This is a genomic window from Luteimonas fraxinea (assembly GCF_021233355.1).
GTDB classification, from domain to species: Bacteria; Pseudomonadota; Gammaproteobacteria; order Xanthomonadales; family Xanthomonadaceae; genus Luteimonas; species Luteimonas fraxinea.
In genome coordinates this window covers 1,851,054-1,877,378 of record NZ_CP089507.1, presented here as the reverse complement: position 1 = coordinate 1,877,378, position 26,325 = coordinate 1,851,054, and the positions used below count along the sequence as shown (strand labels likewise).

Genomic DNA, 26,325 nt, shown 5'->3' with positions numbered 1-26,325 from the left:
TTCCCGTGAATGCCGTCATCAAGCCCACTCCGCCCACCGAAGACCCGCGCATCTCCGTGCCTGCCGGCACCCCGGCCGACCTGCTGGACACCGCCGCCCTCGCGTTCCTGACCGATCTGCACGACCGCTTCGACGTCCGCCGGCTGGGCCTGCTGGCCGAACGCCGGAACCGCCAGGCTGCCTTCGATGCCGGCGCGCTGCCGGACTTCCGCACCGCGACACGCAGCATCCGCGAGTCCGAATGGCGCGTCGCGCCATTGCCGGCCGCGCTGCGCGACCGGCGGGTCGAGATCACCGGTCCCGTCGATCCGAAGATGGTCATCAACGCGTTGAATTCCGGCGCGAGCTGCTACATGGCCGACTTCGAGGATTCGACCTCGCCGACCTGGCGCAACCTGCTGACCGGCCAGCGCGCGCTGCGCGACGCGATCGCCGGCACGCTGGAATTCACGTCGGACGCCGGCAAGCACTACGCGCTGAAGCCCGAGGACCAGCGCGCGGTGTTGATCGTGCGTCCGCGTGGCTGGCATCTCGACGAGAAGCACGTGCGCATCGACGGCACGCCGATGTCGGGCGCGCTGTTCGACGCCGGCCTGTTCGCCTTCCACAACGCGCACGCGCTGGCAGCCAAGGACCGCGGCCCGTACTTCTACATTCCCAAGCTGCAGTCGATGGAAGAGGCCCAGCTGTGGGACGACGTGCTGGCCCACATCGAACGCTCGCTGGGGCTGCCGGCCGGGCAGATCCGCGTGACCGTGCTGATCGAAACCTTGCCGGCCGTGTTCGAGATGGACGAGATCCTGTACGCGCTGAAGGACCGCATCGCCGGTCTCAACTGCGGCCGCTGGGACTACATCTTTTCCTACCTCAAGACCTTCCGCCGCCACCGCGACCGTGTGCTGCCGGAGCGCGCGCAGGTCACGATGACCCAGCCGTTCCTGAAGGCATATTCGGAACTGCTGGTGCAGACCTGCCACCGCCGCGGCGCGCACGCGATGGGCGGCATGGCGGCGCAGATCCCGATCGCCGGCGACGACGCAGCGAACAACGCCGCGATGGCGCGCGTGCGCGCGGACAAGCTGCGCGAGGTCACCGCGGGCCATGACGGCACCTGGGTCGCGCATCCGGCACTGATTCCGCTGGCGAAGCAGATCTTCGACGAGCGCATGCGCGGCCCGCACCAGCACGCGATGACGCGCGATGACGTGCTGGTCGACCGCGACGATCTGATCGCACCCTCGATCGGCACGATCAGCCGCGCGGGATTCGACGGCAATGTCGAGGTCTGCGTGCGTTACATCGCCGCCTGGCTCGACGGCAACGGCTGCGTGCCGATCCACCACATGATGGAAGACGCCGCGACCGCCGAGATCGCGCGCGCGCAACTCTGGCAGTGGATCCATTACGCCGACGACGGTCACGCGCCGCTCCATCTCGACGACGGCACCGCGATCGACGACGCGCTACTCGACCGCGTGCTGCTGTCGCTGCCGTCGAAGCTCGCCGGTCAGGACATCCCGGGCGCGGCGCGCGTGCCCGAAGCCATTGCGCTGCTGGAAGACCTGACGCATCGCGACACGCTCGAAGACTTTCTGACGTTGCCGGCGTACGCGCGGCTTTGAGTCGCCGTGAACACCGCCGATCAGACGCGCGTCCAGATCACCCATCCCGAATCCCGCTCCGAAGGAGACCTGCCATGACCACCCGCCAGCAACAGATCGACGCGCTGCAACAGGACTGGACCACCAACCCGCGCTGGAACGGCATCCAGCGGCCGTACTCCGCCGCCGACGTCGTGCGCCTGCGCGGCAGCGTGCAGCCGGAGCACACGCTGGCCAAGCGCGGCGCCGAGAAGCTGTGGGACCTCGTCAACGGCGACGCGAAGAAGGGCTACGTCAACGCCTTCGGCGCGATCAGCGCGGGCCAGGCGATGCAGCAGGCCAAGGCCGGCCTGGAAGCGGTGTATCTGTCCGGCTGGCAGGTCGCCGCCGACGGCAACAGTTCCGAGACGATGTATCCGGACCAGTCGCTGTACGCCTACGACTCGGTGCCGACGATGGTCCGCCGGATCAACAATACCTTCCAGCGCGCCGACGAGATCCAGTGGAAGAACATTGCCGACGGCAAGCTCGACGAGGCTGAGGCGATCGACTTCTTCCTGCCGATCGTCGCCGACGGCGAGGCCGGTTTCGGCGGCGTGCTCAATGCCTATGAACTGATGAAGAACATGCTCGTCGCCGGCGCCTCGGGCGTGCATTTCGAGGACCAGCTGGCCGCGGTCAAGAAGTGCGGCCACATGGGCGGCAAGGTGCTTGTGCCCACGCAGGAGGCCGTGCAGAAGCTGGTCGCCGCGCGACTGGCCGCGGACGTGCTCGGGGTGCCGGCGATCGTGCTCGCGCGCACCGATGCTGAAGCTGCGAATCTGCTCACCTCGGATTTCGACGCCAACGATGCGCCGTTCGTCACCGGTGAGCGCACAGCCGAAGGCTTCTACAAGGTGCGCAACGGCCTGGAGCAGGCGATCAGCCGCGGTGTGGCCTACGCGCCATACGCAGACCTGGTCTGGTGCGAGACCGGCACGCCGGACATCGGCTTTGCCCGCGAGTTCGCCCAGGCGGTGCACGCCAAGCACCCCGGCAAACTGCTCAGCTACAACTGCTCGCCGAGCTTCAACTGGAAGAAGAACCTCGACGACCGCCAGATCGCGAGCTTCCAGGAGGATCTGGCGGCGCTGGGCTACAAGTTCCAGTTCATCACTCTGGCCGGCATCCACATCAACTGGTTCAACAGCTTCCAGTTCGCCCACGACTACGCTCGCGGCGAAGGCATGAAGCATTACGTCGAGCAGGTGCAGGAACGCGAATTCGCTGCGCGCGACAAGGGCTACACCTTCGTCTCGCATCAGCAGGAAGTCGGCGCCGGCTACTTCGACGACGTGACGACGGTGATCCAGGGCGGCGCGTCGAGCGTCACCGCGCTGACGGGTTCGACGGAAGAGGAACAGTTTTACGAGACCAAGGCGGCCTGACGCGCGCGGGTTGGCACCATTGCGACGGCTCTCCGCATTCAGGCGGGAGCCGTTCGCGGTGGCGCGAGAATCGGCATACGCTGCGGTGACCGACCCGTCGAGGTGCGTGCCATGTGGAAGAAGACCGCATTACCGTTGCTTCTTGTTCTCCTGGCGTCCAGTGCGAACGCAACGGATGCACCGGCGTCCCAACGGGACGCGAGCGCAATCCGGACCCAGCAGGCCGACATCCGCCACGATGTCCTGGCAGAAACCCCGCGATACGCCCACCTCGATGCGGCAGCCAGGACTGACCTGCTCGGTCTGCAGGATCGTGTCGATGGTTTGCTCAAGAACGTCGACAGCACGGCGGACCTGTCCGAGCAGCGCCAAATCGAACTGTTCAACGCGCTGGAGGAGAGGAAACCGCTAGAGCTACTCTAGGATGGTCCCTCGCTACGCCCTTGTAGTCTGACTTCGTGATGCCTCACATCGCCATCTGGAAGCGTTTGAACTGCGGCGAGTTAGGGAGCTCGAGTCCAAGAACGCCGTACTCGGCGGACGTACGCCAAACTGGGCTCGACATGAGGGATTTCATCGCCAGTAAGCTCAAGGGCCGGCGCACAAGCGCCAGGCAGTGGGTACCTGATCGACGTGTCAACGCGGCCGTTGCAGTGGGCCCCCGCACTTGGCGGGGGTTCTTGTCTCCCATGCGGGGGAAGACTCGCCTTGAAAGTTCTGCGCTCGCTTCAACTCAGAACTTTACTCGGCTATAGACCAGATTTAATTCCTCGTCATGCGTGACCCAGCGACCGGCACCCACCTCCGGGCAAAGATAGAACTCGCCGGAATAGTCAGACGCACGCAACCGAGCATCACGAGCGAACTGGGGAAACCGCTGCATAACTCGCTCCTCCGTCATTGCCGGCTTATTTGCCTGCTTGCACTGCACCGGCAGGACGAGAACACCGCCACTCGGACGGAAGACTAACCACGACTCATTTGTGTCGATATCGTGTGCCTCTCTAATGTTGACAGCATCTTCAGGCAGCCAAGCGGGCAGCCACTTGGATTCACCAATCGCGTTACTAGCAAGGGCCTGATTGCGATCTACATACTCGGTGCTTGCCACTTCGACGCAACCAGAAAGCACGGAAATAATCACAATCGCCAGGGAAAATTTATGAATGCTCATTAGCGACTCATAGATCATTAGAAGGGGAAGCTCCCGCCAGGACGGTAGCCGCTACACATCCGCGAGCAATTTCCGGTAGGGCTCATTCGCCCACCTGTGCGTCCAAGCAAATTTGCAAATTGATCCGCTGCGGAGTCTGCAGCAGAGTCACCCTTTATGTTTTGATCGAACCACTCTCGTGCATCGCTAACGCACTGGGCGGCAGCAGACCCACCAATGCCTTTCTGCGCTGCTTGGCAGTTTGCCATGCAATGAAAATACTTATCTTGACCAACCCATCCACCGTGCGATCCGCCGACCAAGTAGGTGGCTGACCATTGATCAGCATACTGCTGTCCGAAGTCACCAGTCCCTGCGGCAAATGCAACCGGGAATGCGGCCGGAAATCCCAGCGCCTCTAAAGTCGTATTCACATAATAGCGCCAATTGACGGCATACGCTCCGGTCTCCGTCCTAGCAATCCCAGGGTGGAATTCCTGTAGTCCAAACGGATCAACGAACGAGATCGGATTGCCACCGCCATATGCATAAGTGCTCACCCCGCCCGCCAATCCAATGGGATCGCTCTGAGCATAGCGTCCTATCTCCGGTACATAATCCCTAAAGTAGTTGTAGTTAATATTCGAGTAAGCGTCGTAACGCTGGCCTGGAAATCGCATGCTGAATGAGAAAGCGACGCCGTCATAGTCCGGATCTTGATTTGGAGGACTGTTTCCGAAAGCTTCGCTAGTTAGATCCCAATGCCAAACTCCGACATTCCTAATCGGATGGATCACTGAACGTGGAGTGCCCAGGTGATCGGGTTGCAAATAATGTAAACGATCAAAAGATGTTGCACTTCCCACCAGCAGACCCACCGGCGCCTCGTCAAGCCATATCGCCTGTTGCATGGGCTGGCCAGTAAAATCGTAATCGCCCAACCAGCGACCAGCTTCGTCGTAAATCGTTATAATTTCATCGATGCCTAGATGACTGCGGACACGTTCACCATCCCCGTTAAACGTGTAGTGCCTCGCTGTGCCGCCACCTCTCGCAACGCTACCAAGCCGGTTGGCGGCAGTGTATGTAAAGGATGTTCCTGTGCCGTCGGTCAGTGTGTTCCCGACTGAGTCGTAGGTGCGCGCTACTCCTCCGACCGACGTCAGCCGATTGCTGTCGGCCGGATAAGAGTAGGACTGACTTCCGTTCCCGTTTGCAAAGCTTGTTCGGTTACCCGTCGCATCATAGGTGTATTGCTCAATAGGCGTCTGGGACGTCCCGTCACGGAACGTTGTGAGCCTACCAAGCGGATCGTAATCAAAGCGGGCTTTTGGCGGATCAGCCAGATCAGCAGTGCGCAGCTGCGAAAGATGGCCGGTCGGGTCATAGGTGTAACCCAAGTCCAGTCCGCCCGGGGCCGAGTCCAGGATTAATTGTGGCCTATAGTCCAAGTCGTATGTGCGAGATAGCGTGCGGCCGTTGCCGTAGGTCCAGCCCGCCGAATTGCCGAATGGGTAGTAGCTGGCATCGGTCAGCAGCACCTCGCGCGTGCTGCCGAGAGAGGTCACGCCTATCTCAGTCACCCGACCTTGGACGTCACGCACGTAGTCGATCATCGTGCCATCCGGATACGTAAGCTGCTGTAAGCGGCCGGCCTTGTTATAACCGTAGAGCAGTACGAGGGTCTGGCCATTAGTTACCTGCACCTTGCGCACGAGCTCACCAAAGCGGTCGTAACAATACTGCGTGCTGCCGCTGGCGTCGCTCATCAAGGTCAGCTGGCCAATGGCAAAAATTTCCCCAACAGCGCACTCGGGTTGGACCACGTCATAGCCGTAAGTGACGTCAAGATTGGAAGCGCCCGCGAAGGTGATTCCCGTTACGCGATTGAGTGAATCATAGGTATAGCTGCTGGCTTGCCCGCGCGCATCGACTTGGCCGATTCGGTTGCCGGCGCTGTCATAGGTATAGTTCGACGTGCCGGTATCTGGACTGTTGAGCGAAAGCAGGTCCCCCAATGCGTTGTAGGTGTAATCGGTTACGAGACCTCTCGGGTCGAACACTCTCGTCAAGTTGTCAAGGGGGTCGTATTCGAACTTCGTTTCCGACTCAATGCCGCCGACATCTTGTAGGGTAGATTTCAGGCGATTCAGGGAATCGTAAGCGTGGGCGGTCTGACGACCAAGCGGATCATTGACCGTCAAAAGACTGCCATTCGGGTCGTAGTAAAAATCCGTTGGGTTATCGCTAGCGTCGGCTTGCGTAGCGAGTTGGCCAGCTTGACTGAAAATGCGGGAAAGCGTTCGCCGGAGGGTGCCATTGCTGTCGCGCGTTTCCTCGGCGACACGGTTACCGGCGTTATCCAGCACATAGGCGATGCTGTTGCCATCATTATCGCGGATGGTAGTCAGACGTTGCGCGTCATCGTACTCGTAATCGGTAGAGGCGCCGTCTGGCTGGGTAACACGCTTGATCAAACCGGTAGGCCAATATTCGATGCGGACAATCCGGTCATCGTCTTCAGCGCCGACATCGGTGCCGCGTACCTTGTGTGCTGTAAGCCAGCCGCGGGAGCTGTACTCGAAGTCGGAAACGACCCCTCTGGAATCCTTTATCGACGTATAACGACCACTGCCGTCATAGCTCAGAACTTCTGTAGTTATGCCGAGCGCATCCGTCACTTGCCGCAAGTCGCCCCTGCGGAACTGACACGTGGTGATCGACGTGGAGCACGACGGCGCATCACTAGAATGATATGCATAGGTAGTAATGTCAGACACATCGGTGCGCGGGCCATCGACTGCTTTTAGCAATCCCTCGATTGGACATGGTCCGGCCGGGAGGGCGGCATCAGCCGCGCTACAATAGGCATAAGTTGTGATCCGAGTTTGGCTGGTGGCTAGATCTTTAACGGTCCTCGTGACCGGTTGCATCCGGGCGTTGTAGGTGTAACTTACTTCCCTGTCGTCACTGGTGACTGTCAGCAACTGATTCGTGGCGAGGTCACGACGCTCGCTAACTACGCGTTGCTCAGGTAGGCCCAGTGCTTCAGTCTTGGTGTTCACTACGATAGGCTCACCAGTCAGAACGTCTGTGCCCTGGGTATAGATATGTCCGGTCTGGATGCCCCTTCGATCGGTAACCGAATTCAGGCGACGACGGACGTCGACCGCCGCGTCGTTATAGGAGTAGCCGATAGTTCCCGCACTGTCGGTAACTGACGCCACCTTGGACGAGTCGCCACCTGCATCAGTCATCACGTAGGTGGTCAGCTCGCCTAGCGAATCCGTCACATTGGTGCCGGTCGGCGAGTACGACAACGTAACGCCATCTGCGCCGCTTGCTCGCTGACTGGAGACGACGCGTCCCTTAGAGTCATATGCGAAGGTACTGAAGCGCAGGCCGTTCTCAGCGGTGATGCCTGTCAAGTGGCGCGGGAAGCGTGCATCTTCATAGTGGTAGCTACGCGTGCTGAGATCAGGATAAGAAACGCTCTGGAGCCTTTCATCGCTGTAGCTGTAGACCGCGAGTGGCACGCCACCCATAGAGACGCTTGTGATCAGCGCATCGCCAGAAGTATCCGCGTAATTAAACTGGATTGAGCGCCCTTGCAGAGACGAGACCGTTTCCAACCGGCCGTAGCTGTCGTAGCCATAGATAAGCCCCATGCCGTCGGGAGACATCTTTGAAAGCAGGCGACCGCGATCGTCGAAATGATAGATCATGTCCTGACGATGCAGAGTCCACTGCCCCGAGTCGTCTACGATAGTTCCGCCGCTACTATCGGTGGCACGGTACTCGTTCGCTTCTTGACGAAAAGGCACGATGTAGCCATTGCCTGCTATGAGGCTTATCGAGTTGGGGCCAATTGATAGACGCACTCGGTGCGGGTCCATCCAGCCGGCGCCGTAGCCGCCAGTTGTGTGCGAAACTCCCGAATGGTAGGTGCGTGCCAACTGGACCCAGTCCAAGTCGAAGTCCACTTCAGTCTCGACCTTCTCGCCAGTTTTTACATCGCACGGATTTCCAACTAGACCAGAACTTGCGTCATTGGCGTCGCACTGTGGCGCCTTTGTTTTAATTTTCGCTGTATAGGCGCTCACGCACGCATTGTGCTCGTCGGACCAAAAAGTTATTGGCATCGGCTCGGGAACGCCTGGGATAAATACGATCTTGATCGGGCAATCCAATCGCCTAGTTCTTACAAATGCGCCCCAGACGCTGGTCGTAATAGGCACACAGGGGCTTTCCTGTGTATTGCGGCCCTGTATGTAGGTCTCAGTATATCTACGGTCTTGTGTGAAACCCGGGTAGGAATCAATCCAGTCCCCGTCCGGAACCAGGCTGGCCCCCGGCGGGCAGAAAGTATTAGATTGGTTCAGATCATTCACGGAATAGGCGACCGCTTCTGCCTCAGACGCAAAGGTGAGCTGATCTCCGTAAGTAGTCCAATACTGCCAGTCCGGATCTGATGGCTGAAGTTTGCCCATCCAGTATGTGATTGTGAGCTCACCACTATCAGGAGAGAAGACTTGGTCTCGTATCTCTGTAACGTATTGATACGCAGTGGGTGCCCAATCTATTCCAGGAATAGTGCTGATCGCCCTTTCAGCCTCCTCTTGAGTCTCATATACTCCAAAAACTTGATCTTCCCCGTCATAGAGCGTGAACGTTTGATTACTCTCTTGAGCGAAAGCCGGCGCAGCCATGACGCACGCCGAAGCTGCAATCAGCCGAGACAGGAGGCTTCGTATATTGCAGTTTGGTGAAACGACTCTTGCATTAATGCTCATCCTGAGCGCTCCGTTGCGTGAGGTCGAATTGAAGTAGAAAAAGCGATCTCTATCGATCTAGGACGCAGGCAGCAATGCTTGTGCAGAGTGCGCGCGCGTCCAACAACTACGGACTCACCGTAGTATTGGGAAAGAGTGCTTTTAGGGCTTTAAGCCAAAGTAGAAGCCGAGAGATTAGAGACGTACGGACTCCCGAACGCACTTCTGTAATGATCGCTGCCATGCGAATCCCACTCCTTAACTGACCGAGCTGCCGCACCTCCATATCCGACGGTGCGGGTGGCCTGTCTTCCCCGATGGCTATCTAAACCCCATGCGGGTACGAATTGCAAGCGTTATGAGAGCCTTCAGGCGCAGTTTTTCGTGTCAGGTCCAGGTCCTAGTTGAATGGGCGGGCTGAAGCGTCCTCGTTTCAGTTCGTAATCTCCCGCGTGGACGTGAGCTGGCCTCTCTGTCAAAGAGCTGTGCTGTGAGCACAGTTTCAGCCAGGCTTTCTGATGCCTGTGGTAGTTGGTGGCCCGAGGAGCCGAGACTGGAGGAGCGCTAGACTTACAATGCCCTGCCGGAGAAGGTGCTGCCCGAGCGGGCTCTCAAGAATGAGATCAAGGATGCCCTTCGAACGAAGCGGTAACCAAAGAGTTGAGCTGGCGGCGGATGCGTATAGGCGCTAACTCTGTATGCGCCGCGTTCGGGTCGGACATCGGGCTCAGTGCGAGCATCATGCCGCTTGCGCGGGAGAACAATCGCTGCAGGCGTCGGCCCGTTTGAGCGTCGCGATCATCTGTGCATCCGGGTTTTTTGTACGCATTGGGCCACCTGACTGGGAACGATGCGCCCCTATCTCGCTGAATACCCTCTTCTGGCCGGTCCGGATTACGGGAAGAGATTACAGAAACCTCTAACTGGCGAAAGAGAAGCAGATGTCTACGCCAGTCGCGGTAATTTTTGGAGAGTCGCGTCATTCGCTGGAATTCACAGCCACCGCCGACCAGCGCCACGGCGCTGGCGGTGTGATGCGGATTGCGGAACGGGCGCGTGCGCCAGACGGTCGGGTCCAGTCCGCGTCCACTGACCGACAGCACGGCTGCGGTTTCCAATGCTTCGGCTTCGCTTGCAGGCGGCAGCAGGCCGGGCAGGCGCGACGCGAGCAGTGTCTTGCCGCATCCGGGCGGCCCGACGAGCAAGAGATGATGTCCACCCGCTGCCGCGATCTCCAGCGCGCGGCGCGCCTGCGCCTGCCCACGCACATCGCGCAGATCGATCGTCGGCACGTGGCGCTGCGGTGGCGGGACGGCCTGCGGTAGCGATTTCTGGCCGCCGAGCATCGCGCAGACTTCGAGCAGCGTGCGCGCGGTATGCACGGCGACATCGGAGGCAAGTGCGGCTTCGGCGCCGTTCGCCGCGGGCACCAACAGCGAACGTCCGGTACCGGCGACTGCAAGCGCGGCAGGCAGCGCACCATCGATCGCGCGCAGTTCGCCGGTCAGGCCGAGTTCGCCGACGAACTCCCAGTCGCGCAGCGCGTCGGCGGGAATCTGGCCGCTTGCGGCGAGGATGCCCAGCGCGATCGGCAGATCGAAGCGGCCGCCGCCCTTGGGCAGGTCGGCAGGCGCGAGATTGACGGTGATGCGGCGCGCGGGAAATTCGTATTGCGCGCACTGGATCGCGGCGCGGACCCGGTCCTTGGCTTCGCGTACCGCGGCTTCCGGCAGCCCGACGATCGACATCGACGGCAGTCCGCCGCCGAGATGCACCTCGACCTTGACCTCGGGGGCGCGGATGCCTGCGCGCGCACGTCCGTGCACGAGCGCAAGTCCCATGGTGTGTCCTCTAGTGGGCGGTGCTCGCGTTACCGGTCGATGCGGCGCTCGCCGGCGACGACTGGGCCTCGATCTGGCGCACCTGCGCTTCCAGCGCTTCGAGCTTCTCGCGCGTGCGCAGCAGCACCGCGCGCTGGACTTCGAATTCTTCGCGGGTCACCAGATCCAGCTTGGTCAGGCCCGACTGCAGCACGGCCTTGAAGTTTTCCTGGATCTCTTCTCGGCTCTCGCGCAGGCCTGGCGGCACCAGGCTGCTGAGGCGGCGGGCGAGTTCGTCGACGGAGTTCAGATCGATCATCACGGTGTCCTTGATTGCATGGCCAGACTCGCCCGGCGGGTACATGCATGCCGTCGGCAGCGGCCCTGGGGCGCGGTAGGGGAATCCCGGCGCCTGGCGGGGCGGCACTACAGCATGCGGGTGGGGCCGCGACAAGCCGCGGTTGCCGTGATCGTGTGGGGCGCCGCGTGAGCGTGGCGTATCCTGTCCCCGAATCCATACCGGGGAGGCCCATGCGATGAAAATGGTCATGGCCATCATCAAGCCGTTCAAGCTCGACGACGTGCGCGAAGCGCTCGCCGACGTCGGCGTCAACGGCATCACCGTCACCGAAGTGAAAGGCTTCGGCCGCCAGAAGGGCCACACCGAGCTCTATCGCGGCGCCGAATACGTCGTCGACTTCCTGCCGAAGGTGAAGCTGGAAATCGTGATCACCGACGACATCGTCGACAACGTCGTCGAAGCGATCCTCAAGTCCGCCGGCATGGGCAAGATCGGCGACGGCAAGATCTTCGTCTACGACCTCGAGCGCGCGGTGCGGATCCGGACCGGCGAGCTGGATTCCGACGCGATCTGAGCTTGCACCGCGCCGCAACGCACGAGGCCCCGCAATGCGGGGCCTCGTCGTATCCAGCGGATGCGGCTGACGCGGTGGCTCAGCTCTCGCCCAACGCCTTCGCCACGAACGGCGGCAGCGACTGCGCGCCCTTGTGGATGTCGGCGGTGTAGTACAGCGTCTCGAACGGCTTGGCGCGTGCGTCGGCTTCACGGAAATCGAAGCCTTGGCCCTTGCGCGCCAGCGTGCAGCTCCACCAGCCGGTCGGGTAGCAGGGCTGCGGGAACGGCAGGGTCTGGAATGTGGTGAAGCCGGCCTTGCCCATCTCGGCGCGCATGGCCTGGATCAGTTCCAGCAGCACCAGCGGCGATTCGGACTGCTGGACGAGGATGCCGTCGTCCTTCAGCGCGCGGTGGCAGCTTTCGAAGAACGCCTTGTTGAACAGGCCTTCGGCCGGGCCGACCGGATCGGTCGAATCGACGATCACGATGTCGACACTGCCGGGCGCGCAGTTCGCCATGTAGGCGATGCCGTCGTCGAACAGGATCTCGGCGCGCGGGTCGCCATTGGATTCGCACAGCTCGGGGAAATACTTCTCCGCCATGCGCGTGACCTGCTCGTCGATGTCGCACTGCACGGCCTTCTCGACGCCCGGGTGGCGCAGCACTTCGCGCAGCGTGCCGCAGTCGCCGCCGCCGATGATCACGACGGTCTTCGGCGCGGCGTGAGTGAACAGCGCCGGGTGCGACATCATCTCGTGGTAGAGGAAGTTGTCGCGCGTGGTGACCATCATCGCGCCGTCGATGAGCATGACGTTGCCCCAGTCGGTGCTTTCGTAGATCTCGATCTTCTGGAACGGCGACTGCACCTCGTCGAGCTTCGCGTTGACGCGGAAGCCGATGGCCGAGCCGGCCGTTTCGAAGTTTTCGTAGAGCCAGTTGGGCGCGGTCATGAGGTGTCCTGCAAAGCGGAAGAAGGGAATTCCGGCGGCGGCGTGTAAAGGCGAGGCCCCGCGCGAGGGGCGAAATTGTAGCGAAGTCCAGGTGTCGGCTTCGTGTCCGGGCCGATGCGATACTGCGACGCACCCGCTGCCGACGCCGCCAGAGCCCATGGAAGATCGCCGCGCGGCGCAGGCCGCCACCGACCGCCATCGCGCGCGGGTCCAGCGCCTCGAAACCATCGCCGCCGCCGCCCCGCGCGCATATCTGATCCGGGTCCTGCTGCTGGCACTCGCCGGTTACGGTTTCCTGATCGGGCTGTTGCTGCTGCTCCTGGCCGCGCCGCTCGCGATCGCATGGCGGGTGCTCGTGCAGGGCGTCCGTTTCGAGCCGCAACTGGCGATCGTGCTGCTGATCGCCGTTGCCGGGATCGCCGCGCTGGTGCGCGCGCTGTGGGTGCGCTTCGAGGTGCCGGACGGGCGCTTGCTGGCAGCGGACGAGGCGCCGGCGTTGCAGGCCGAAGTCGAGCGCCTGCGCCAGGCGACCGGTGCACCGCCGCTGGCGGGCATCGTCATCGACACCCAGCTCAATGCCGCCGCAGCCAGCCTGCCGCGCCTGCTCGGTCTCGCCGGGCACCGGCATTACCTGGTGCTGGGTCTGCCGCTGTTGCAGCTGCTCGATCGCGACGAGGCTGCCGCGGTGATCGCACACGAGTTCGGGCATTTCGGCGAGCAGCACGGCCGGCTCGCCGGCTGGCTCTACCGCGTGCGCTTTACCTGGTATCGCGCCGTCGACGGCTTGGCGCGCAGCGGCTTCCTGCTGTCGCTGCCGATCGCGCGTTTCTATGCGTGGTACGCGCCGCTGTTCGACGCGTGGAGTTTCGTGCTCGCGCGGGCGCACGAATTCCGCGCCGACGCAACTGCGGCGCGGGTGGTCAGCCGTGACGCGATGGCCAGTGCGCTGCTGCGCATCGAACACGGCAGCGGGCGCCTGCAGTCGACGCTGTGGCCGCGCGTCCTCGCCCGCGCGCGCGTGCAATCGCATCCGCCGGTGCAGTTGCTCGCCCCGTTGATCGAGGGGCTGCGCGCTGCGCCGCAGCCGGATCCGGCGCGCCTGCTCGCGATTGCCGATCGCGATGTCGATCCCTACGACACGCATCCGGTTCTGGCGCGGCGTCTCAATGCGCTGGGCGCGTCTGCCGTCCTGCGCACGCCCGGCGCACCTGCATCGGTATGGCTCGGCGATGCGCTGGACGCCATCGAACGCGACCTGGACCAGCACTGGCGCACGCAACTGAAGACGGAATGGCAGGCGCTGCACGCCGCGGGTTCGGACGATCGCGCACGTTTCCATGCGCTCGACGCCTTGCCGGAGCGCTCGGCCGAAGAAGCCGTCGAACATGCGCGGCTGTTCCAGACAGTCGAGATCGATCGCGATCCGCTGCCGGTCCTGGCGCGCGCGCATGCCGCGCATCCGGACAGCGCGATGGTCGCGTTCCGTCTCGGACTGCGCCAGCTGCAGGCAGGCGATACTGGCGGCATCAGCCATCTGCGTCAGGCGGTCGCGCGCGATGCAGGCGCGGTCGGACCGGTCGGCGATGCGCTGGCGGCACTGCTGCGCGATCCCGACGTAGATGCCGACACGGCCCGCGAGATCATCGCGCTGCGTGACGAACTCGCGCCACGCGCCGACGATCTGCGTGATCGCGATGCCGTCGTCGATGGCGATGCCCTGCAGCCGCACGATCTCGACACAGCCGCGCTGGGGCGCCTGACCGCCACGCTCGCCCGCCACGAACGTATCGTCAGCGCGTGGCTGGTGCGCAAACAGGTCGCGATGCGCGAACAGTCCGCGCATTACGTGCTGCTGCTGGACTGGCGTGGCTCGATCGCCAGCGAAGCCGCCGGCCTGCGCGCGGTGTCGGAGGCGATGCAGCTGCCGGGCAGCCACACCGTGTTCACCGGCAGCGATGCTGCGGCGCTGGCGAAGCAGGTGCGGCGCCTGTGCGGTACGCCGGTCTATCGACGAGGGAAGGGACAGGCGCTCTGAGCGTGGCTGCGGCCGGTGTCACCACAGGTTCGGCTGCCAGACCCTAGACTATGCGGCCTTCATGCTTGACCGGAATGCCGCCGATGACCGCCTGGTCCACCGACCTCGCCCGCAAGACCTACTCGATCCCGCACTGGAGCGAGGGGTATTTCGACGTCGATGACGCCGGCCGCATCGTGGTGTCGCCGCGCGGCAAGCACGGCCCGTCGATCGCGCTGCCCGAGGCGGTCGACGCCGCGCGCGCGAACGGCGCGCAGCTGCCGATGCTGGTGCGCTTCCCCGACATCCTCGGCGATCGCCTCGCGCGATTGCAGGAGGCTTTCGCGCAGGCCCAGGCCGAGTGGGAGTATCCGGGCGGCTACACGGCCGTCTATCCGATCAAGGTCAACCAGCACCAGGGCGTCGCCGGCACGCTGGCCACGCACCACGGCGACGGCTTTGGGTTGGAAGCGGGCAGCAAGCCGGAGCTGATGGCGGTGCTGGCGCTCTCGCGTCCGGGCGGCCTCGTGGTCTGCAACGGCTACAAGGACCGCGAGTACATCCGCCTCGCGCTGATCGGCCGCAAGCTCGGCCTCGAGACCTTCATCGTCGTCGAGAAGCCGTCCGAGCTCGCGCTGGTGATGGAGGAAGCCGCGGCGCTCGGCGTGAAGCCGGGCCTCGGCGTGCGCATGCGCCTTGCGTCGCTCGGCGCGGGCAAGTGGCAGAACAGCGGCGGCGACAAGGCCAAGTTCGGCCTCAATCCGCGTCAGCTGCTGGACCTGTGGAAGAAGCTGCGTGACGCCGGCATGGCGGACTGCCTGCAGCTGCTGCATTTCCACATGGGCTCGCAGATCTCCAATGTCCGCGACATCTCCAACGGCATGCGTGAGGCGGTGCGTTACTTCGTCGAGCTGACCAAGCTCGGTGCGACGATCAGCCACGTCGATGTCGGCGGTGGTCTCGGTGTCGATTACGAAGGCACGCGTTCGCGCAGCTACAACTCGGTGAACTACGGCATCCGCCAGTACGCCGGTTCGATCGTGCAGCCGCTGGCGCAGGCCTGCGCCGAGCACGGTCTCACCCCGCCGCGCATCGTCACCGAATGCGGCCGCGCGATGACCGCGCACCATGCGGTACTGGTCGCCAACGTGTCCGAAGTCGAACGCGCGCCGGAAGGCCGCGTGCCCGACGTGCATGACGACGAGCCTGCGGTCGTTGCGAACCTGCGTGAACTGCATACCGAACTGACCTCGCGTCCGGCGGTCGAACTCTTCCACGAAGCGCAGCACCAGCATGCGGAAGGCCTGGCGTTGTACGCGCTCGGCCAGATGGACCTGACGCATCGCGCGCGCATCGACGATCTGTTCTATGCGATCGCGCATGCAGTGCGCGCACGGCTCACCTTCGACGAGAAGAGCCACCGCCCGCTGCTCGACGAACTCAACGAGCGTCTGGTCGACAAGTACTTCGTCAACTTCAGCGTGTTCGAATCGATGCCGGACGTCTGGGCGATCGACCAGGTGTTTCCGATCGTGCCGATCGAGCGCCTCGACGAACTGCCCGAGCGTCGCGGCGTGATCGCCGATCTGACCTGCGACTCCGACGGCAAGATCGACATCTACGTCGAGAACGAGGATCTCGATACCTCGTTGCCGCTGCATCCGCTGCGCAAGGGCGAGCAGTACCGTCTCGGCTTCTTCATGGTCGGCGCCTACCAGGAAATCCTCGGCGACATCCACAACCTGTTCGGCGACACCGACGCGGTGGAAGTGAAGATCGAGGGCGATGGCATCACCGTCGTGCAGCAGCGCCGCGGCGACACCACCGACGTGATGCTCGATTACGTGGGCTATCGCCTCGAAGACCTGCGCGCGCGTTACACCGCGCTGGTCGACGATGCCGCGCTGGCGGATGACGAATCGCAGCGGCTCAAGGACGCACTGGAAGCCGGACTCACGGGTTACACGTATCTGGACGACACACCGCTGGAGTGATGCGCCGGGCGGTCAGGGCGCGTCCACGCCATGCAGCTGGCGCGCCTCCTGAAGTGTCACCTGGCCATCCTTGTCGAAGTCGGCCTGCAGCAGAATTGCGGTCTGGACCTGCCGGTAGTTCGCGAGCGTGATACGTCGGTCGCCGTCCATATCGTAGTTGGCGTAGGCGCCCGCAATGACTTTCGCCTGCACGTCTGGCGGCAGTTGCGAGGCGCCTGCGTCAAGTTGTTGCTTGCTCACTTCGGCGTAGCTCCAGATGCCATCGCCGTCGAGGTCGAACTTCCGGAATTCAGTTTCGATCGCGACATCACTCTCGGCAATCGTGATGATGCCGTCGCGATTCGTATCCACGACACGGAACATGTTCTCAACGTGCGCGGCGGCGCGCGGGTCCGCGTGTGCTGGAGACAGGTTGAGCAGCGATATCGCGAGCAATGCGGCGATGTGTCCTTTCATGTGTCCTGCTTCCTTGCATGGTGTTGCGACAACGATAGCAACACGTGCGTCCAGCAGCGGCGTGCCATTGCGTCGGATTTTCTTTCGCTGGCATCGCGGCAATGATCACGGAATGCATCAGGCCGCCGGTGCAACCAATCGAAACCTGCCCCGGGATTATGCTTGCCGGGCATCGTGTCCGGCCCAAAACGGCCGCGTCCCTTTTCCGGAGTTCTGCCCATGCGTTCTGTCCGTCCTGCCCGCGCGCTGCTCGCCATTGCCCTCGCCGCCGTGCTCGCCGCCTGCTCCGAGCCAGCGCCGCCGCCGGCCACTGTCGATGCGCCGCCGCCGCCGATGACGACCGCCGACGCCGCGCCCGCCGCCGACAGCGCCGACGTGCATCGTTTCAAGATCGGCACGCTCGATGCAGCCGTGCTGCGCGATGGCGACATCCGGTTTCCCAATGACGGCAAGACGCTCGGCATCGGCGCGCCGAAGGCCGAAGTCGATGCGCTGCTGACGAAGGCCGGCGAACCCACCGACACCGTGCATCTGAGCGTGCAGGCGTTGCTGGTGCGCAGCGGCGATCGCGTGCTGCTGTTCGACACCGGTGCCGGCGATGCCGACTTCGCCGATGCGGGCCGTCTGCCGGTGTCGTTGCGCGCCGCGGGTGTCGAGCCTGCACAGATCACCGACATCTTCATCAGCCACGCGCATCCCGACCACGTCGGCGGGCTCGTCGATGACGCCGGCCAGGCTGTATTCGCGAATGCGACCGTGCATCTTTCGGCGCCGGAATGGCAGGCGTTGCAGGCCGACGCGTCGAATGCCGCGCTGGCCGCAGCCATCGCACCGCGCGTCGACGCGTTCGCACCTGGCGCCGAAGTCGTGCCGGGCGTCACCGCAGTCGCGGTCGAAGGCCATACGACGGGCCACAGCGCCTACGAGATCGTCGACGGCGACGCGCGCCTGCTCTACATCGGCGACGGTGCGCATCACTTCGCCGTGTCGGTGCAGCGCCCGCAGTGGACGATCGCGTTCGATGGCGATGCGCCGGCCGCCGAGGCCAGCCGCGAAGCTCTGCTGGCGCGCGCGGCCGACAGCGACGTCACCGTGGCCTCGCCGCATTTTCCGTATCCGGGACTGGGCCGGATCGTGCGCCGCGAGGGCAGCTTCGTCTGGGCGCCGCTGCAATAGGCGTGCGCTGCCCGCAGGGTTCCTGCTCACTCGCCCCTGTGCCTCTGATTCGCGCGTGTCTCAGCCAATGCCTGGATGCGCCAGTCGTTCTCCCTCCCCCCGCGCGCGGGGGAGGGCTGGGGCGGGGGCGAACAGCCAGTTGGCGGAAATACCTGGATCCCCCATACCGATCGAACGCGTGGTTTTCGCTACGCGACGCCGTGACCGATTGCCCCCACCCAACCCTCCCCCGCACGCGGGGGAGGGCTTGAGAGAGCGATCGTGCGCCGCGATGGATCATCTCGACCTTCACGATTAAGGTCTGAAGGCACTGGATGACCAGCGCTCCGCGTTGTTGTAGAGCGCTTCCGGTCCGACCAGACATTCGTCTGTTGAAAGCCGCCGGGATGACGATGATTTTGAAGCTCAGGCCTCGCGATGGATCTGGAAGCCCGCGAACGACTGGCTCACCGGCATCACTTCGAGCCGGTTGATGTTGAGGTGCGGCGGCAGGTTCGCGACCCACCACAATGTCTCGGCGATGTCGTCGGCAACGATCGGTTGCGCGCCGGTGTACAGCGTGTCGGATGCCGACTGGTCGCCGCTGGTGCGCACGAGGGTGAACTCGGTTTCGGCCAGGCCCGGCTCGATCGAGGTCACGCGCACGCCGGTGCCGTGCAGATCGCTGCGCAGTCCCAGCGAGAACTGGGTGACGAAGGCCTTCGTGCCGCCGTAGGCGTTGCCGCCGGGATACGGATAGCTGCCGGCGATCGAGCTGACGTTGAGGATCGCGCCGCGGCGTTCGATCAGCGTCGGCAGCAAGGCGTGCGTCAGCGTGACCAGTGCGGTGACGTTGGTGTCGATCATCTGCCGCCACTGCGCGAGGTCGGCGCGCTGCGCGGGCGCGGTGCCGAGCGCGAGACCGGCGTTGTTGACCAGTGCGTCGATGTCGCGGAAGTCCGCCGGCAGCGCATCGAGCGCGGCATGCATCGCGGCTTCATCGCGGATGTCGAACGCGGCGGTGTGCAGGCGCTCGCTGCCGTGCGCATAGACCAGCGCCTGCAACCGCTCGGCGCGACGACCCGTAGCGACCACGCGCCAGCCGCCGGCGAGAAAACGTGCGACGGTTGCTGCGCCGAAACCGGAGGTGCCGCCGGTGATGAGAATGGTGCGGGTCATGACGGGTCTCCTTGGAACGCGGCGCGCCGGCGTGCGGCGCGCGATCGATGCGGCATCAGGCAACGCGGACGCGTGTCGTCAGCGCCGGACTGCGGCTTACTCGGACGCCTGGTCCGCGCAGCACTTCTTGTACTTCTTGCCGCTGCCGCAGCTGCAGGGATCGTTGCGGCCGGGCACGTCGGCGCGCTTGGCCGGCGCCGGGCGGCGGTCGTGCAGACGCTGCAGGTACATGTCGTAAAGCATGTCCGGCAGGTCGTAGGTCAGGTCGAAACGCTCGTCGAGGGTGAGCATCTCCTCGGCCGTCATTTCCGCGTCCGCGAGCTGGGAAGGATCGACGATCGCCAGACGCGTGATCACGCCCAGATCGTTGTCGATCGCCTCGTGGTCTTCCATCCACTTCGCCCACGCGTCTTCGAACTGCGCGGCGCCGCGCAGGAAACCGGCGGCCCAGGCCGCGGCGAACGGGAAGTCCTCGGGAATTCCATCGAGCGCATCGGCGCCGTCGGCCTTGTCTTCGTCGCCCTCGGATTCCGGCGGCAGGCCCAGCAGCGGCATCAGCGATTCGCGATCGTTCTCTTCCGAGGGATCGTGGCGGATGCGCTGTTCGACTTCGGCGGCCAGTCGCGTGATCAGCGCCTCGGCTTCGCGGGTCTGACGTTCGTCGCGGCGCGGCACCTCGCCCGTGCCCCAGATCGCCGGGAACACGGTCGGCAGTTCGACGTCGACCGGACCGACCGCGAGCGCGGACAGGAAACCGTCGAGCATTTCCAGATTGCCGAGGCCGGTTTCGGGATCGGTGCAGCGGTCGAGCAGCACATCCAGCCGGTCGAGTTCGGTGTCGCTGAGGGCGGTCGTGGGCTGGGTGGTCATGCGAAGTCGGCAACGTGCGGGGTGGTACAGCTTACCCGGTGACGTCGCCGCGCCGGCTCACCAGATGCCGGGCAGCAGCCGACGCGTCGTGCGTGCGTATTCGGGATAGTCGACCGGGAACGCCGCCGACAGCGCGGCTTCCTCGATGCGGATGCGCCCGCGCAGCGCGAACCACAACGGCGCGGCAACGACCAGCGGCGCCAGCCAGCTGCCGAGCACGCACAGAAATCCCGAGAAGGTGATCAGTAGACCCGTGTACGAGGGATGGCGCAGCGTCCGGTACGGACCGCTGCGGATCAGTTTGTGATCGGCGGCGATGGCGACATCGACGGTGAAATGTTCGGCGAGCACGCGGATCGCCCACCAGCGGAACAGCATGCCGGCGAGCATCAACGTGCAGCCGCTCCACAGCAGCGCCGGTTGCCACGCGGGTGGCAAGCGCCCCGGTGGCCAGATCGACACGACCAGCGCGACGGTCACGCAGCCGCCGATCACGAGCACCAGACGCGCCAGCGTGCCGGCATCGCGACTGCGATCGGACGCGCGGTGGCGCAGCCCGATCCACAGTTCGCTGCAGCACCACAACAGACTCAATGCCGCGAACACGAGGACACCGGCCATGGCCATGCTCGGGAGACGGGAGCGTCGAGCCTTGCAGACTCAGTGTGATGTCGGAGTGCCGGGCCCGGGTTTCGCCGGCGCTTTGCGTGGCGGCGTTTCGGTGTCGACCGGTTCGCTCGGCACGCGCCGCCTGCCGGTCGTCGACTTGCCGCGTGTGCGTGCCTTCGTCGCGCGATGTTTCTGCAGCATGTCCTCGGCCAGCACCACATCCTCGGACAGGATGCCGGCCGCGCGCGCGATCGCGATGCGTGCCGCCGCCCGGTTCTCGTCCGGATTGGCCTGCAACAACTCGCGGATCGCCTCGCGCACCGACGCCTGCGCGTTGTGCTTCAGCTTCAGATCGCTGCCCTGCTGGAACAGCGCCAGCAGCACGTCGACGACGGGTTTGATCAGTGCCGCTTCGATGGTCATGGCGCCCTTCCTCCCTTGAGCCTCCATTGTCCGCAGGCGGATCGCGTGGGCTGCGATCCGGATGGGACGGGGGGCACGGAATGGGGAGGTGGGGAGGCGGCGGCTGATTCGAAGGGGGCTCAGCCTTAGAACGCGATTAGCGCTTTTGAGCCCCTCTCCCTCTGGGAGAGGGGTTGGGGTGAGGGCAAAACAGCCGCCGGGTGTAGAACGCAAGCACGGGAGCTCTGCCCTCACCCGACGCGCGCTGCGCGTCGACCTCTCCCGGAGGGAGAGGTGTTCAATCACTCGCCAACGGCGGAGTCTTACTGCGCCTTGATCGCCAGCGCCGGCAGGCCGCCGTTGCCGAGCTTCTGCTTGGCCTCCGCCAGATCGGTCGCAGTGCCGTAAGGCCCCATGCGGACGCGATAGACGGTGCGGCCGGCGGCTTCGCCCGATTCCACGCGTGCGGTCAGGCCGAGCAGGGCGATGCGGGCCTTGAGGGCTTCGGCGTCGCCGGACGCGCTGAACGAGCCGGCCTGCAGGATGTAGCGGGCATCGCCAGCCGCGGCAGGCGCGGCGCTGGCTGCGGTGGCCGGCGCGGTGGTCGCCGGCTGCGCGGGTGTCGGGCGCTGTTCCGGCAGCGGCTGCGGACCGGTCGTCGTCGTGCCACCGGCCATGTCGGCGGCGTCGGGATGCTGGGCCTGCAGAGTCTGCTGCTGCGCTTCGGCGCGACGCTGACGCTCGGCTTCGGCACGCGTGCTGGCGGCAAGTTCGGCGTCCGTCATCGGGACCTCCTGCTCGGGCAGCATCGTGTAGAAATCGTAGTCGGTCGACGCGCCCTGCTGGCCGGCTGCGGCACGCGGTCGCTGACCCGCCGGGGTCGGCAGTTCGGGTTCTGCGTCGGCATCGGTAGTGCTGACGGCCGGCTGCGCATCGGGATTCGGGCTCGGCCGGAAGAAGCCGTCCTGCGAATCGGGTTTGAGCAGGCGCGGTACCGCCAGCACGATGCCCAGCGCGAGCACCACACCGATGATCATCCACGCCCAGCCCGGCAGTCCGCCGGAGCTGCCGCCGTTGCGTCGGGCTTGGGTCTTGCCGCGTCGTGCCGCCATTACATCGCCTCCGGGGCCTGCACGCCGAGCAGCGTGAGGCCGTTGCGCAGTACCTGTCGCACTGCAGTGGCCAGCGCCAGACGTGCATCGCGCACGTCGGCGTCATCGACCAGGAACTGGTGATCGTTGTAGTACGTCTGGAAGCCCTGTGCCAGCTCCAGCAGGTAGGTCGCGATCAGGTGGGGTTCAAGCTGCGCGCCCGCGGCGGCGACGATTTCCGGCCAGCGAGACAGGTCGATCAGCACGTCGCGCAGCGCGACGTCCGTCATGTCCGGCAACTGCGCCAGGCCGTTCTGCAGATCGAACGCGAGACCCGCGTCGCCGAGCTTGCGCAGCAGGCCGCAGATGCGCGCGTGCGAGAGCTGCACGTAGTACACCGGGTTGTCGAGCGACTGGCTGCGCGCCAGGTCGATGTCGAACACCAGCTGCGAGTCGGGCTTGCGCGCGACCAGGAACCAGCGCGTCGCATCGCGGCCGGCCTCGTCGATCAGATCGCGCAGCGTCAGGTAGCTGCCGGCGCGCTTGCTGAGCTTCACTTCCTCGCCGCCACGCATCACCGTGACCATCTGGTGCAGCACGTACTCCGGCCAGCCCTGCGGAATGCCAGCATCCAGTGCCTGCAAACCGGCGCGCACACGCGCCAGCGAGCCGTGGTGGTCGGCGCCGAGTTCGGTGATCGCACGCGTGTAGCCGCGCTGCCACTTCGACAGGTGATAGGCCACGTCCGGCACGAAGTAGGTGTAGGTGCCGTCGGACTTGCGCATCACGCGGTCCTTGTCGTCGCCGTAGTCGGTGCTGCGCAGCCACAGCGCGCCGCCTTCCTCGTAGGTGTGGCCGTGAGCGACGAGCTCGCGCACGGTTTCTTCCACCTTGCCGTCCGCATACAGCGACGACTCGAGGAAATACACGTCGAAGCCGACACCGAACGCGGCGAGGTCCTCGTTCTGCTCGCGGCGCAGCCACGCCACGGCGAAACGACGGATCGCGTCGACATCGTCGGCGTCATCGGCGCCTGCAACAGTCACGCCGTCGACTTCGACGGTCGCGCCATCGAGATACGCACGCGCGACATCACCGATGTAATCGCCGTTGTAAGCGTCGGCCGGCCACTGCGCATCGCCGGGCTTGAAGCCCTTGGCGCGCGCGCGGGTCGAGCGGGCGAGATTCTCGATCTGCACGCCGGCGTCGTTGTAATAGAACTCGCGCTTGACGTTCCAACCGTTGGCATCGAGCACACGCGCGATGCAGTCGCCGATCACCGCCGCGCGGCCGTGGCCGACATGCAACGGGCCGGTCGGATTCGCCGACACGTATTCCACGCCCGCGGTCTGCGAGGCGCCGCTGTCGTTGCGGCCGAAGGCATCGCCCTGCGTGTGCACGGCGACCAGCTGGTCGCGCCACGCATTCGCGGTCAGGCGGAAATTGAGGAAGCCCGGGCCCGCGATTTCGACCGAAGCGATCGCATCGTTGACCGGCAGCGCATCGACCAGCGCCTGCGCGATCGCGCGCGGATTCGACTTCGCCGGCTTGGCCAGCAGCATCGCCGCGTTCGTCGACGCGTCGCCATGGCTGCGGTCCTTCGGACGTTCGACGGTGAAGTCGGGCGTGGCGAAGTCGGCAGGCAATGTGCCGGCCGTGCGCAGAGCGGCGACGGCCTGCTCGACGAGCGGCTCGATCAGGGCGCGGAGCTGGGATTTCACGGAAATTCGATCGCGGACAAACGGCCCGCCATTGTACGCGAGGGCTGATGGCGCCCCGGGTTCCGTGATGGACGAACGTGCGAAGCCCTCCCCTGCAACGCGGGGGAGGGTTGGGAGGGGGCCAACGCTCCGATTGCTTCAAGCTGATCCAGCGCGACGAAAGCCGTCGCACGAACCCCGTCGTTCCCACCGCTGACGGTTCGCCCCCACCCAACCCTCCCCCGTAACACGGGGGAGGACTTCAGGGCAGCCGCAATCGCCGCTCACGCCGTATGCTTTGCGCCCCCCGATGTCGGCCGCTCGCGTGGACGCGCTGTTTCCCGAACTGATCTGGCTGGTCTGCGTCGCCTTCATGGCGGGGCTGGTCGATGCCGCGGTCGGCGGCGGCGGTCTGGTGCAGTTGCCGGGGTTGTTCACCGCGCTGCCGCAGCACACGCCCGCGGCGCTGCTGGGCACCAACAAGTTCAGTTCGTTCTTCGGCACCGCTGCCGCCGGTTGGCGCTACGCGCGCAACGTGCGCTTTCCGTGGGCGCCGGTGTTGTTCGCCGCGGCGACCGCGTTCGTGTTCTCGTTCCTCGGCGCCACCGCGGTGACGCTGCTGCCGCGCGACGCCGTGCGGCCATTGATCCTCGCGCTGCTGGTCGCGATGCTGGCCTACACCCTGGTCAAGAAGGATTTCGGCGCGCTGCACCGGCCGCGCGATGTCGGCCGTCGCGAACTCGGGCTGGCGTTGCTGATGGGCGCGGCGATCGGGTTCTACGACGGCCTGTTCGGCCCCGGCACCGGCAGCTTCCTGATCTTTCTGTTCATCCGTTTCTTCGGACTCGACTTCCTGCGCGCCACCGCGGCGTCGAAGATCGTCAACATCGCGACCAATCTGGCCGCGCTGTCGTTCTTCGTGCCCTCGGGCCACGTGTTGCTGGCGTTCGCCGTGCCGATGGCGGTGGCGAACGTGGCCGGCGCATTCGCCGGCACCCGGCTCGCGCTGCGTGGTGGCACGCCGGTGATCCGCAAACTGTTCGTGACCCTGGTGGTCGTACTCATCGCCAAGATGGGCTGGGACACCTTCGCTGGCGCCTGAGCGCCAGCGGACACCCACCTCAGCGGCGGCTGCCGCCGACTTCGATGAAGCGCAGGAACTCGGCGCGGGTGCGCGCGTCCTCGCGGAAGCTGCCGAGCATCGTCGAGGTGATCATGCTCACGCCGCGCTTGTGCACGCCGCGGGTGGTCATGCACTCGTGCGCGCCTTCGACCACCACGCCGACGCCCAGCGGCGCCAGCGTGCGCTGGATGCAGCCGGCGATCTGCGCCGTCATCTTCTCCTGCACCTGGAAGCGCTTGGCATACGCCTCCACCACGCGCGCCAGCTTGCTGATGCCCACGACCTTGCCGGCCGGCAGATAGCCCACGTGGACCTTGCCGATGATCGGCGCCATGTGGTGTTCGCAATGGCTTTCGTACTCGATGTCGCGCAGCACGATCATCTCGTCGTAGCCGGCAACTTCCTCGAACGTCCGCGCCAAGTAGGCATCGGCATCGGTCGCGTAGCCGCTGAACCACTCGGTGTAGGCATCGGCGACACGGCGCGGGGTGTCGAGCAGGCCTTCGCGCGCCGGATCCTCGCCGGCCCAGCGCAGCAGGGTACGGACCGCCGATTCGGCGTCGTCGCGGCTGACGCCGTGGCGGGCGTCGGAATCAGAAGAACGGGTCATGGGCGGGCACCGCGGCAAAGAGCGCCATGGTACCGCGTCGCATTCACCGTATCGGCGACGGACGGGTCAGCCGACCTTGGGGCCGGGCGAATCCAGACCTACATCGACATCGCTGCCGTCGGGCGACATCGACCAGGCGTCCTCGACTGCGCCGCGCGCCTCGATCCAGCCCAGACGCGAGGTGTCGCGTGCGCCCTTCCATTCCTTCTCGAGCTGACGCTCCACTTCATCGAAGCGGCTGCCGGCGTGGCGCTGGCGGCTGTCGCGACCAAACCGGTAGGCCGGGGCGTAATCGTTCCAGTGCCGGCCGGCCGAGTAATACGGCGCCTGGGGCAGGCTGGCCTTGAACTGGGCCTCGAGCGCGTCCTGGCCCTCGGCGGCCGCATCGGCCGGCGTGCGTTGGTCTGGAGAATTGGCGCTGTTGTTGAGGTCATTGGTCATGGCGGGTCCCGCGAGCACGCCAGCGCCGATAAGGCGTATGGGAGGACGTGCTGCTGGGGGCGACGCTAGACCCGCTTCTGTCTGATACCGGTGAAACACCCG

The 26,325-nt window shown here is 64.8% G+C and carries 21 protein-coding genes and 1 pseudogene; 8 read left to right on the top strand and 14 right to left on the bottom strand.

Going from position 1 to position 26,325, the window contains the following annotated elements:
* The first annotated feature begins 5 nt into the window (after window positions 1-5).
* The 3 genes from aceB (at window position 6) to LU699_RS08325 (ending at window position 3,451) form a co-directional block, all read left to right on the top strand.
* The gene (gene aceB / locus LU699_RS08335; protein ID WP_425491060.1) at window positions 6-1,622 is read left to right on the top strand and encodes a malate synthase A; all 1,617 of its coding nucleotides are present in this window, start codon (window positions 6-8) and stop codon (window positions 1,620-1,622) included.
* A gap of 74 nt (window positions 1,623-1,696) precedes the next feature.
* Complete coding sequence (aceA, locus tag LU699_RS08330) at window positions 1,697-3,028, top strand: isocitrate lyase (protein ID WP_232136479.1); 1,332 nt, start codon at window positions 1,697-1,699, stop codon at window positions 3,026-3,028.
* Window positions 3,029-3,139: 111 nt separating this feature from the next.
* The gene (locus LU699_RS08325) at window positions 3,140-3,451 is read left to right on the top strand and encodes a hypothetical protein (RefSeq protein ID WP_232136477.1); all 312 of its coding nucleotides are present in this window, start codon (window positions 3,140-3,142) and stop codon (window positions 3,449-3,451) included.
* 310 nt (window positions 3,452-3,761) lie between these two features.
* Here the strand turns inward: LU699_RS08325 and LU699_RS08320 are convergent, their stop codons facing one another.
* From LU699_RS08320 to ubiK, 4 genes and pseudogenes are all read right to left on the bottom strand, one after another.
* Window positions 3,762-4,202, bottom strand: a complete 441-nt coding sequence (locus tag LU699_RS08320) for a YbbD-related protein (RefSeq protein ID WP_232136476.1) — start codon at window positions 4,200-4,202, stop codon at window positions 3,762-3,764.
* Window positions 4,203-4,219: 17 nt separating this feature from the next.
* Window positions 4,220-8,890: an RHS repeat-associated core domain-containing protein gene (locus tag LU699_RS08315; RefSeq protein WP_232580551.1), complete on the bottom strand. Its 4,671-nt coding sequence runs from the start codon at window positions 8,888-8,890 to the stop codon at window positions 4,220-4,222.
* Window positions 8,891-9,951: 1,061 nt separating this feature from the next.
* A pseudogene (locus LU699_RS08310) lies at window positions 9,952-10,794 on the bottom strand (YifB family Mg chelatase-like AAA ATPase); the annotation flags it as partial.
* Window positions 10,795-10,804: 10 nt separating this feature from the next.
* The gene (ubiK, locus tag LU699_RS08305) at window positions 10,805-11,092 is read right to left on the bottom strand and encodes a ubiquinone biosynthesis accessory factor UbiK (RefSeq protein WP_232136473.1); all 288 of its coding nucleotides are present in this window, start codon (window positions 11,090-11,092) and stop codon (window positions 10,805-10,807) included.
* A gap of 217 nt (window positions 11,093-11,309) precedes the next feature.
* Between ubiK and LU699_RS08300 the strand changes: the two genes are divergently transcribed.
* Window positions 11,310-11,648 carry a P-II family nitrogen regulator gene (locus LU699_RS08300; protein WP_232136472.1) on the top strand — a complete coding sequence of 113 codons (339 nt, stop codon included), beginning with the start codon at window positions 11,310-11,312 and terminating at the stop codon, window positions 11,646-11,648.
* 79 nt (window positions 11,649-11,727) lie between these two features.
* On the opposite strand, the gene speE is transcribed toward LU699_RS08300, so the two are convergent.
* On the bottom strand, window positions 11,728-12,579 hold the full coding sequence (gene speE / locus LU699_RS08295) for a polyamine aminopropyltransferase (protein ID WP_232136471.1): 852 nt from the start codon (window positions 12,577-12,579) through the stop codon (window positions 11,728-11,730).
* A 157-nt stretch (window positions 12,580-12,736) separates the two neighbouring features.
* Between speE and LU699_RS08290 the strand changes: the two genes are divergently transcribed.
* Window positions 12,737-14,614: a M48 family metalloprotease gene (locus LU699_RS08290; protein WP_232580550.1), complete on the top strand. Its 1,878-nt coding sequence runs from the start codon at window positions 12,737-12,739 to the stop codon at window positions 14,612-14,614.
* 83 nt (window positions 14,615-14,697) lie between these two features.
* Window positions 14,698-16,587, top strand: a complete 1,890-nt coding sequence (speA, locus tag LU699_RS08285; RefSeq protein ID WP_232136469.1) for an arginine decarboxylase — start codon at window positions 14,698-14,700, stop codon at window positions 16,585-16,587.
* Between the two features lie 12 nt (window positions 16,588-16,599).
* Here speA and LU699_RS08280 read toward each other — a convergent pair whose 3' ends face one another.
* Window positions 16,600-17,043, bottom strand: a complete 444-nt coding sequence (locus tag LU699_RS08280) for an EF-hand domain-containing protein (RefSeq protein WP_232148381.1) — start codon at window positions 17,041-17,043, stop codon at window positions 16,600-16,602.
* A 219-nt stretch (window positions 17,044-17,262) separates the two neighbouring features.
* Between LU699_RS08280 and LU699_RS08275 the strand changes: the two genes are divergently transcribed.
* Window positions 17,263-18,219 carry an MBL fold metallo-hydrolase gene (locus LU699_RS08275; RefSeq protein ID WP_232136467.1) on the top strand — a complete coding sequence of 319 codons (957 nt, stop codon included), beginning with the start codon at window positions 17,263-17,265 and terminating at the stop codon, window positions 18,217-18,219.
* Window positions 18,220-18,624: 405 nt separating this feature from the next.
* Here LU699_RS08275 and LU699_RS08270 read toward each other — a convergent pair whose 3' ends face one another.
* From LU699_RS08270 to argS, 6 genes are all read right to left on the bottom strand, one after another.
* Window positions 18,625-19,377, bottom strand: a complete 753-nt coding sequence (locus LU699_RS08270; protein WP_232136465.1) for an SDR family NAD(P)-dependent oxidoreductase — start codon at window positions 19,375-19,377, stop codon at window positions 18,625-18,627.
* Between the two features lie 96 nt (window positions 19,378-19,473).
* The gene (locus tag LU699_RS08265; protein ID WP_232136464.1) at window positions 19,474-20,247 is read right to left on the bottom strand and encodes a UPF0149 family protein; all 774 of its coding nucleotides are present in this window, start codon (window positions 20,245-20,247) and stop codon (window positions 19,474-19,476) included.
* A 57-nt stretch (window positions 20,248-20,304) separates the two neighbouring features.
* Window positions 20,305-20,868: a methyltransferase family protein gene (locus LU699_RS08260; protein ID WP_232136463.1), complete on the bottom strand. Its 564-nt coding sequence runs from the start codon at window positions 20,866-20,868 to the stop codon at window positions 20,305-20,307.
* Between the two features lie 39 nt (window positions 20,869-20,907).
* Window positions 20,908-21,279 carry a hypothetical protein gene (locus tag LU699_RS08255; RefSeq protein ID WP_232136462.1) on the bottom strand — a complete coding sequence of 124 codons (372 nt, stop codon included), beginning with the start codon at window positions 21,277-21,279 and terminating at the stop codon, window positions 20,908-20,910.
* A 302-nt stretch (window positions 21,280-21,581) separates the two neighbouring features.
* Window positions 21,582-22,370 (bottom strand): SPOR domain-containing protein, encoded by a 789-nt coding sequence (locus tag LU699_RS08250; RefSeq protein ID WP_232136461.1) that lies wholly within the window; start codon window positions 22,368-22,370, stop codon window positions 21,582-21,584.
* Entirely contained in the window at window positions 22,370-24,070 is a 1,701-nt protein-coding gene (gene argS / locus LU699_RS08245) for an arginine--tRNA ligase (protein WP_232136460.1), read from the bottom strand. The genes LU699_RS08250 and argS overlap by 1 nt, the downstream gene beginning before the upstream one ends.
* A gap of 289 nt (window positions 24,071-24,359) precedes the next feature.
* Between argS and LU699_RS08240 the strand changes: the two genes are divergently transcribed.
* Window positions 24,360-25,151: a sulfite exporter TauE/SafE family protein gene (locus LU699_RS08240; RefSeq protein WP_232580549.1), complete on the top strand. Its 792-nt coding sequence runs from the start codon at window positions 24,360-24,362 to the stop codon at window positions 25,149-25,151.
* Between the two features lie 19 nt (window positions 25,152-25,170).
* Here LU699_RS08240 and folE read toward each other — a convergent pair whose 3' ends face one another.
* On the bottom strand, window positions 25,171-25,782 hold the full coding sequence (gene folE / locus LU699_RS08235; RefSeq protein ID WP_232136458.1) for a GTP cyclohydrolase I FolE: 612 nt from the start codon (window positions 25,780-25,782) through the stop codon (window positions 25,171-25,173).
* 66 nt (window positions 25,783-25,848) lie between these two features.
* On the bottom strand, window positions 25,849-26,223 hold the full coding sequence (locus LU699_RS08230) for a hypothetical protein (RefSeq protein WP_232136457.1): 375 nt from the start codon (window positions 26,221-26,223) through the stop codon (window positions 25,849-25,851).
* Window positions 26,224-26,325: the final 102 nt, after the last annotated feature.

Bases quoted from the DNA above. Each gene is read 5' to 3' on its own strand.
- aceA (WP_232136479.1), top strand. From the start codon at position 1,697: ATGACCACCCGCCAGCAACAGATCGACGCGCTGCAACAGGACTGGACC.
- LU699_RS08325 (WP_232136477.1), top strand. From the start codon at position 3,140: ATGTGGAAGAAGACCGCATTACCGTTGCTTCTTGTTCTCCTGGCGTCC.
- LU699_RS08320 (WP_232136476.1), bottom strand. From the start codon at position 4,202: ATGAGCATTCATAAATTTTCCCTGGCGATTGTGATTATTTCCGTGCTT.
- LU699_RS08315 (WP_232580551.1), bottom strand. From the start codon at position 8,890: ATGGCTGCGCCGGCTTTCGCTCAAGAGAGTAATCAAACGTTCACGCTC.
- ubiK (WP_232136473.1), bottom strand. From the start codon at position 11,092: ATGATCGATCTGAACTCCGTCGACGAACTCGCCCGCCGCCTCAGCAGC.
- LU699_RS08300 (WP_232136472.1), top strand. From the start codon at position 11,310: ATGAAAATGGTCATGGCCATCATCAAGCCGTTCAAGCTCGACGACGTG.
- speE (WP_232136471.1), bottom strand. From the start codon at position 12,579: ATGACCGCGCCCAACTGGCTCTACGAAAACTTCGAAACGGCCGGCTCG.
- LU699_RS08290 (WP_232580550.1), top strand. From the start codon at position 12,737: ATGGAAGATCGCCGCGCGGCGCAGGCCGCCACCGACCGCCATCGCGCG.
- speA (WP_232136469.1), top strand. From the start codon at position 14,698: ATGACCGCCTGGTCCACCGACCTCGCCCGCAAGACCTACTCGATCCCG.
- LU699_RS08280 (WP_232148381.1), bottom strand. From the start codon at position 17,043: ATGAAAGGACACATCGCCGCATTGCTCGCGATATCGCTGCTCAACCTG.
- LU699_RS08275 (WP_232136467.1), top strand. From the start codon at position 17,263: ATGCGTTCTGTCCGTCCTGCCCGCGCGCTGCTCGCCATTGCCCTCGCC.
- LU699_RS08270 (WP_232136465.1), bottom strand. From the start codon at position 19,377: ATGACCCGCACCATTCTCATCACCGGCGGCACCTCCGGTTTCGGCGCA.
- LU699_RS08265 (WP_232136464.1), bottom strand. From the start codon at position 20,247: ATGACCACCCAGCCCACGACCGCCCTCAGCGACACCGAACTCGACCGG.
- LU699_RS08260 (WP_232136463.1), bottom strand. From the start codon at position 20,868: ATGGCCGGTGTCCTCGTGTTCGCGGCATTGAGTCTGTTGTGGTGCTGC.
- LU699_RS08255 (WP_232136462.1), bottom strand. From the start codon at position 21,279: ATGACCATCGAAGCGGCACTGATCAAACCCGTCGTCGACGTGCTGCTG.
- LU699_RS08250 (WP_232136461.1), bottom strand. From the start codon at position 22,370: ATGGCGGCACGACGCGGCAAGACCCAAGCCCGACGCAACGGCGGCAGC.
- LU699_RS08240 (WP_232580549.1), top strand. From the start codon at position 24,360: ATGTCGGCCGCTCGCGTGGACGCGCTGTTTCCCGAACTGATCTGGCTG.
- folE (WP_232136458.1), bottom strand. From the start codon at position 25,782: ATGACCCGTTCTTCTGATTCCGACGCCCGCCACGGCGTCAGCCGCGAC.
- LU699_RS08230 (WP_232136457.1), bottom strand. From the start codon at position 26,223: ATGACCAATGACCTCAACAACAGCGCCAATTCTCCAGACCAACGCACG.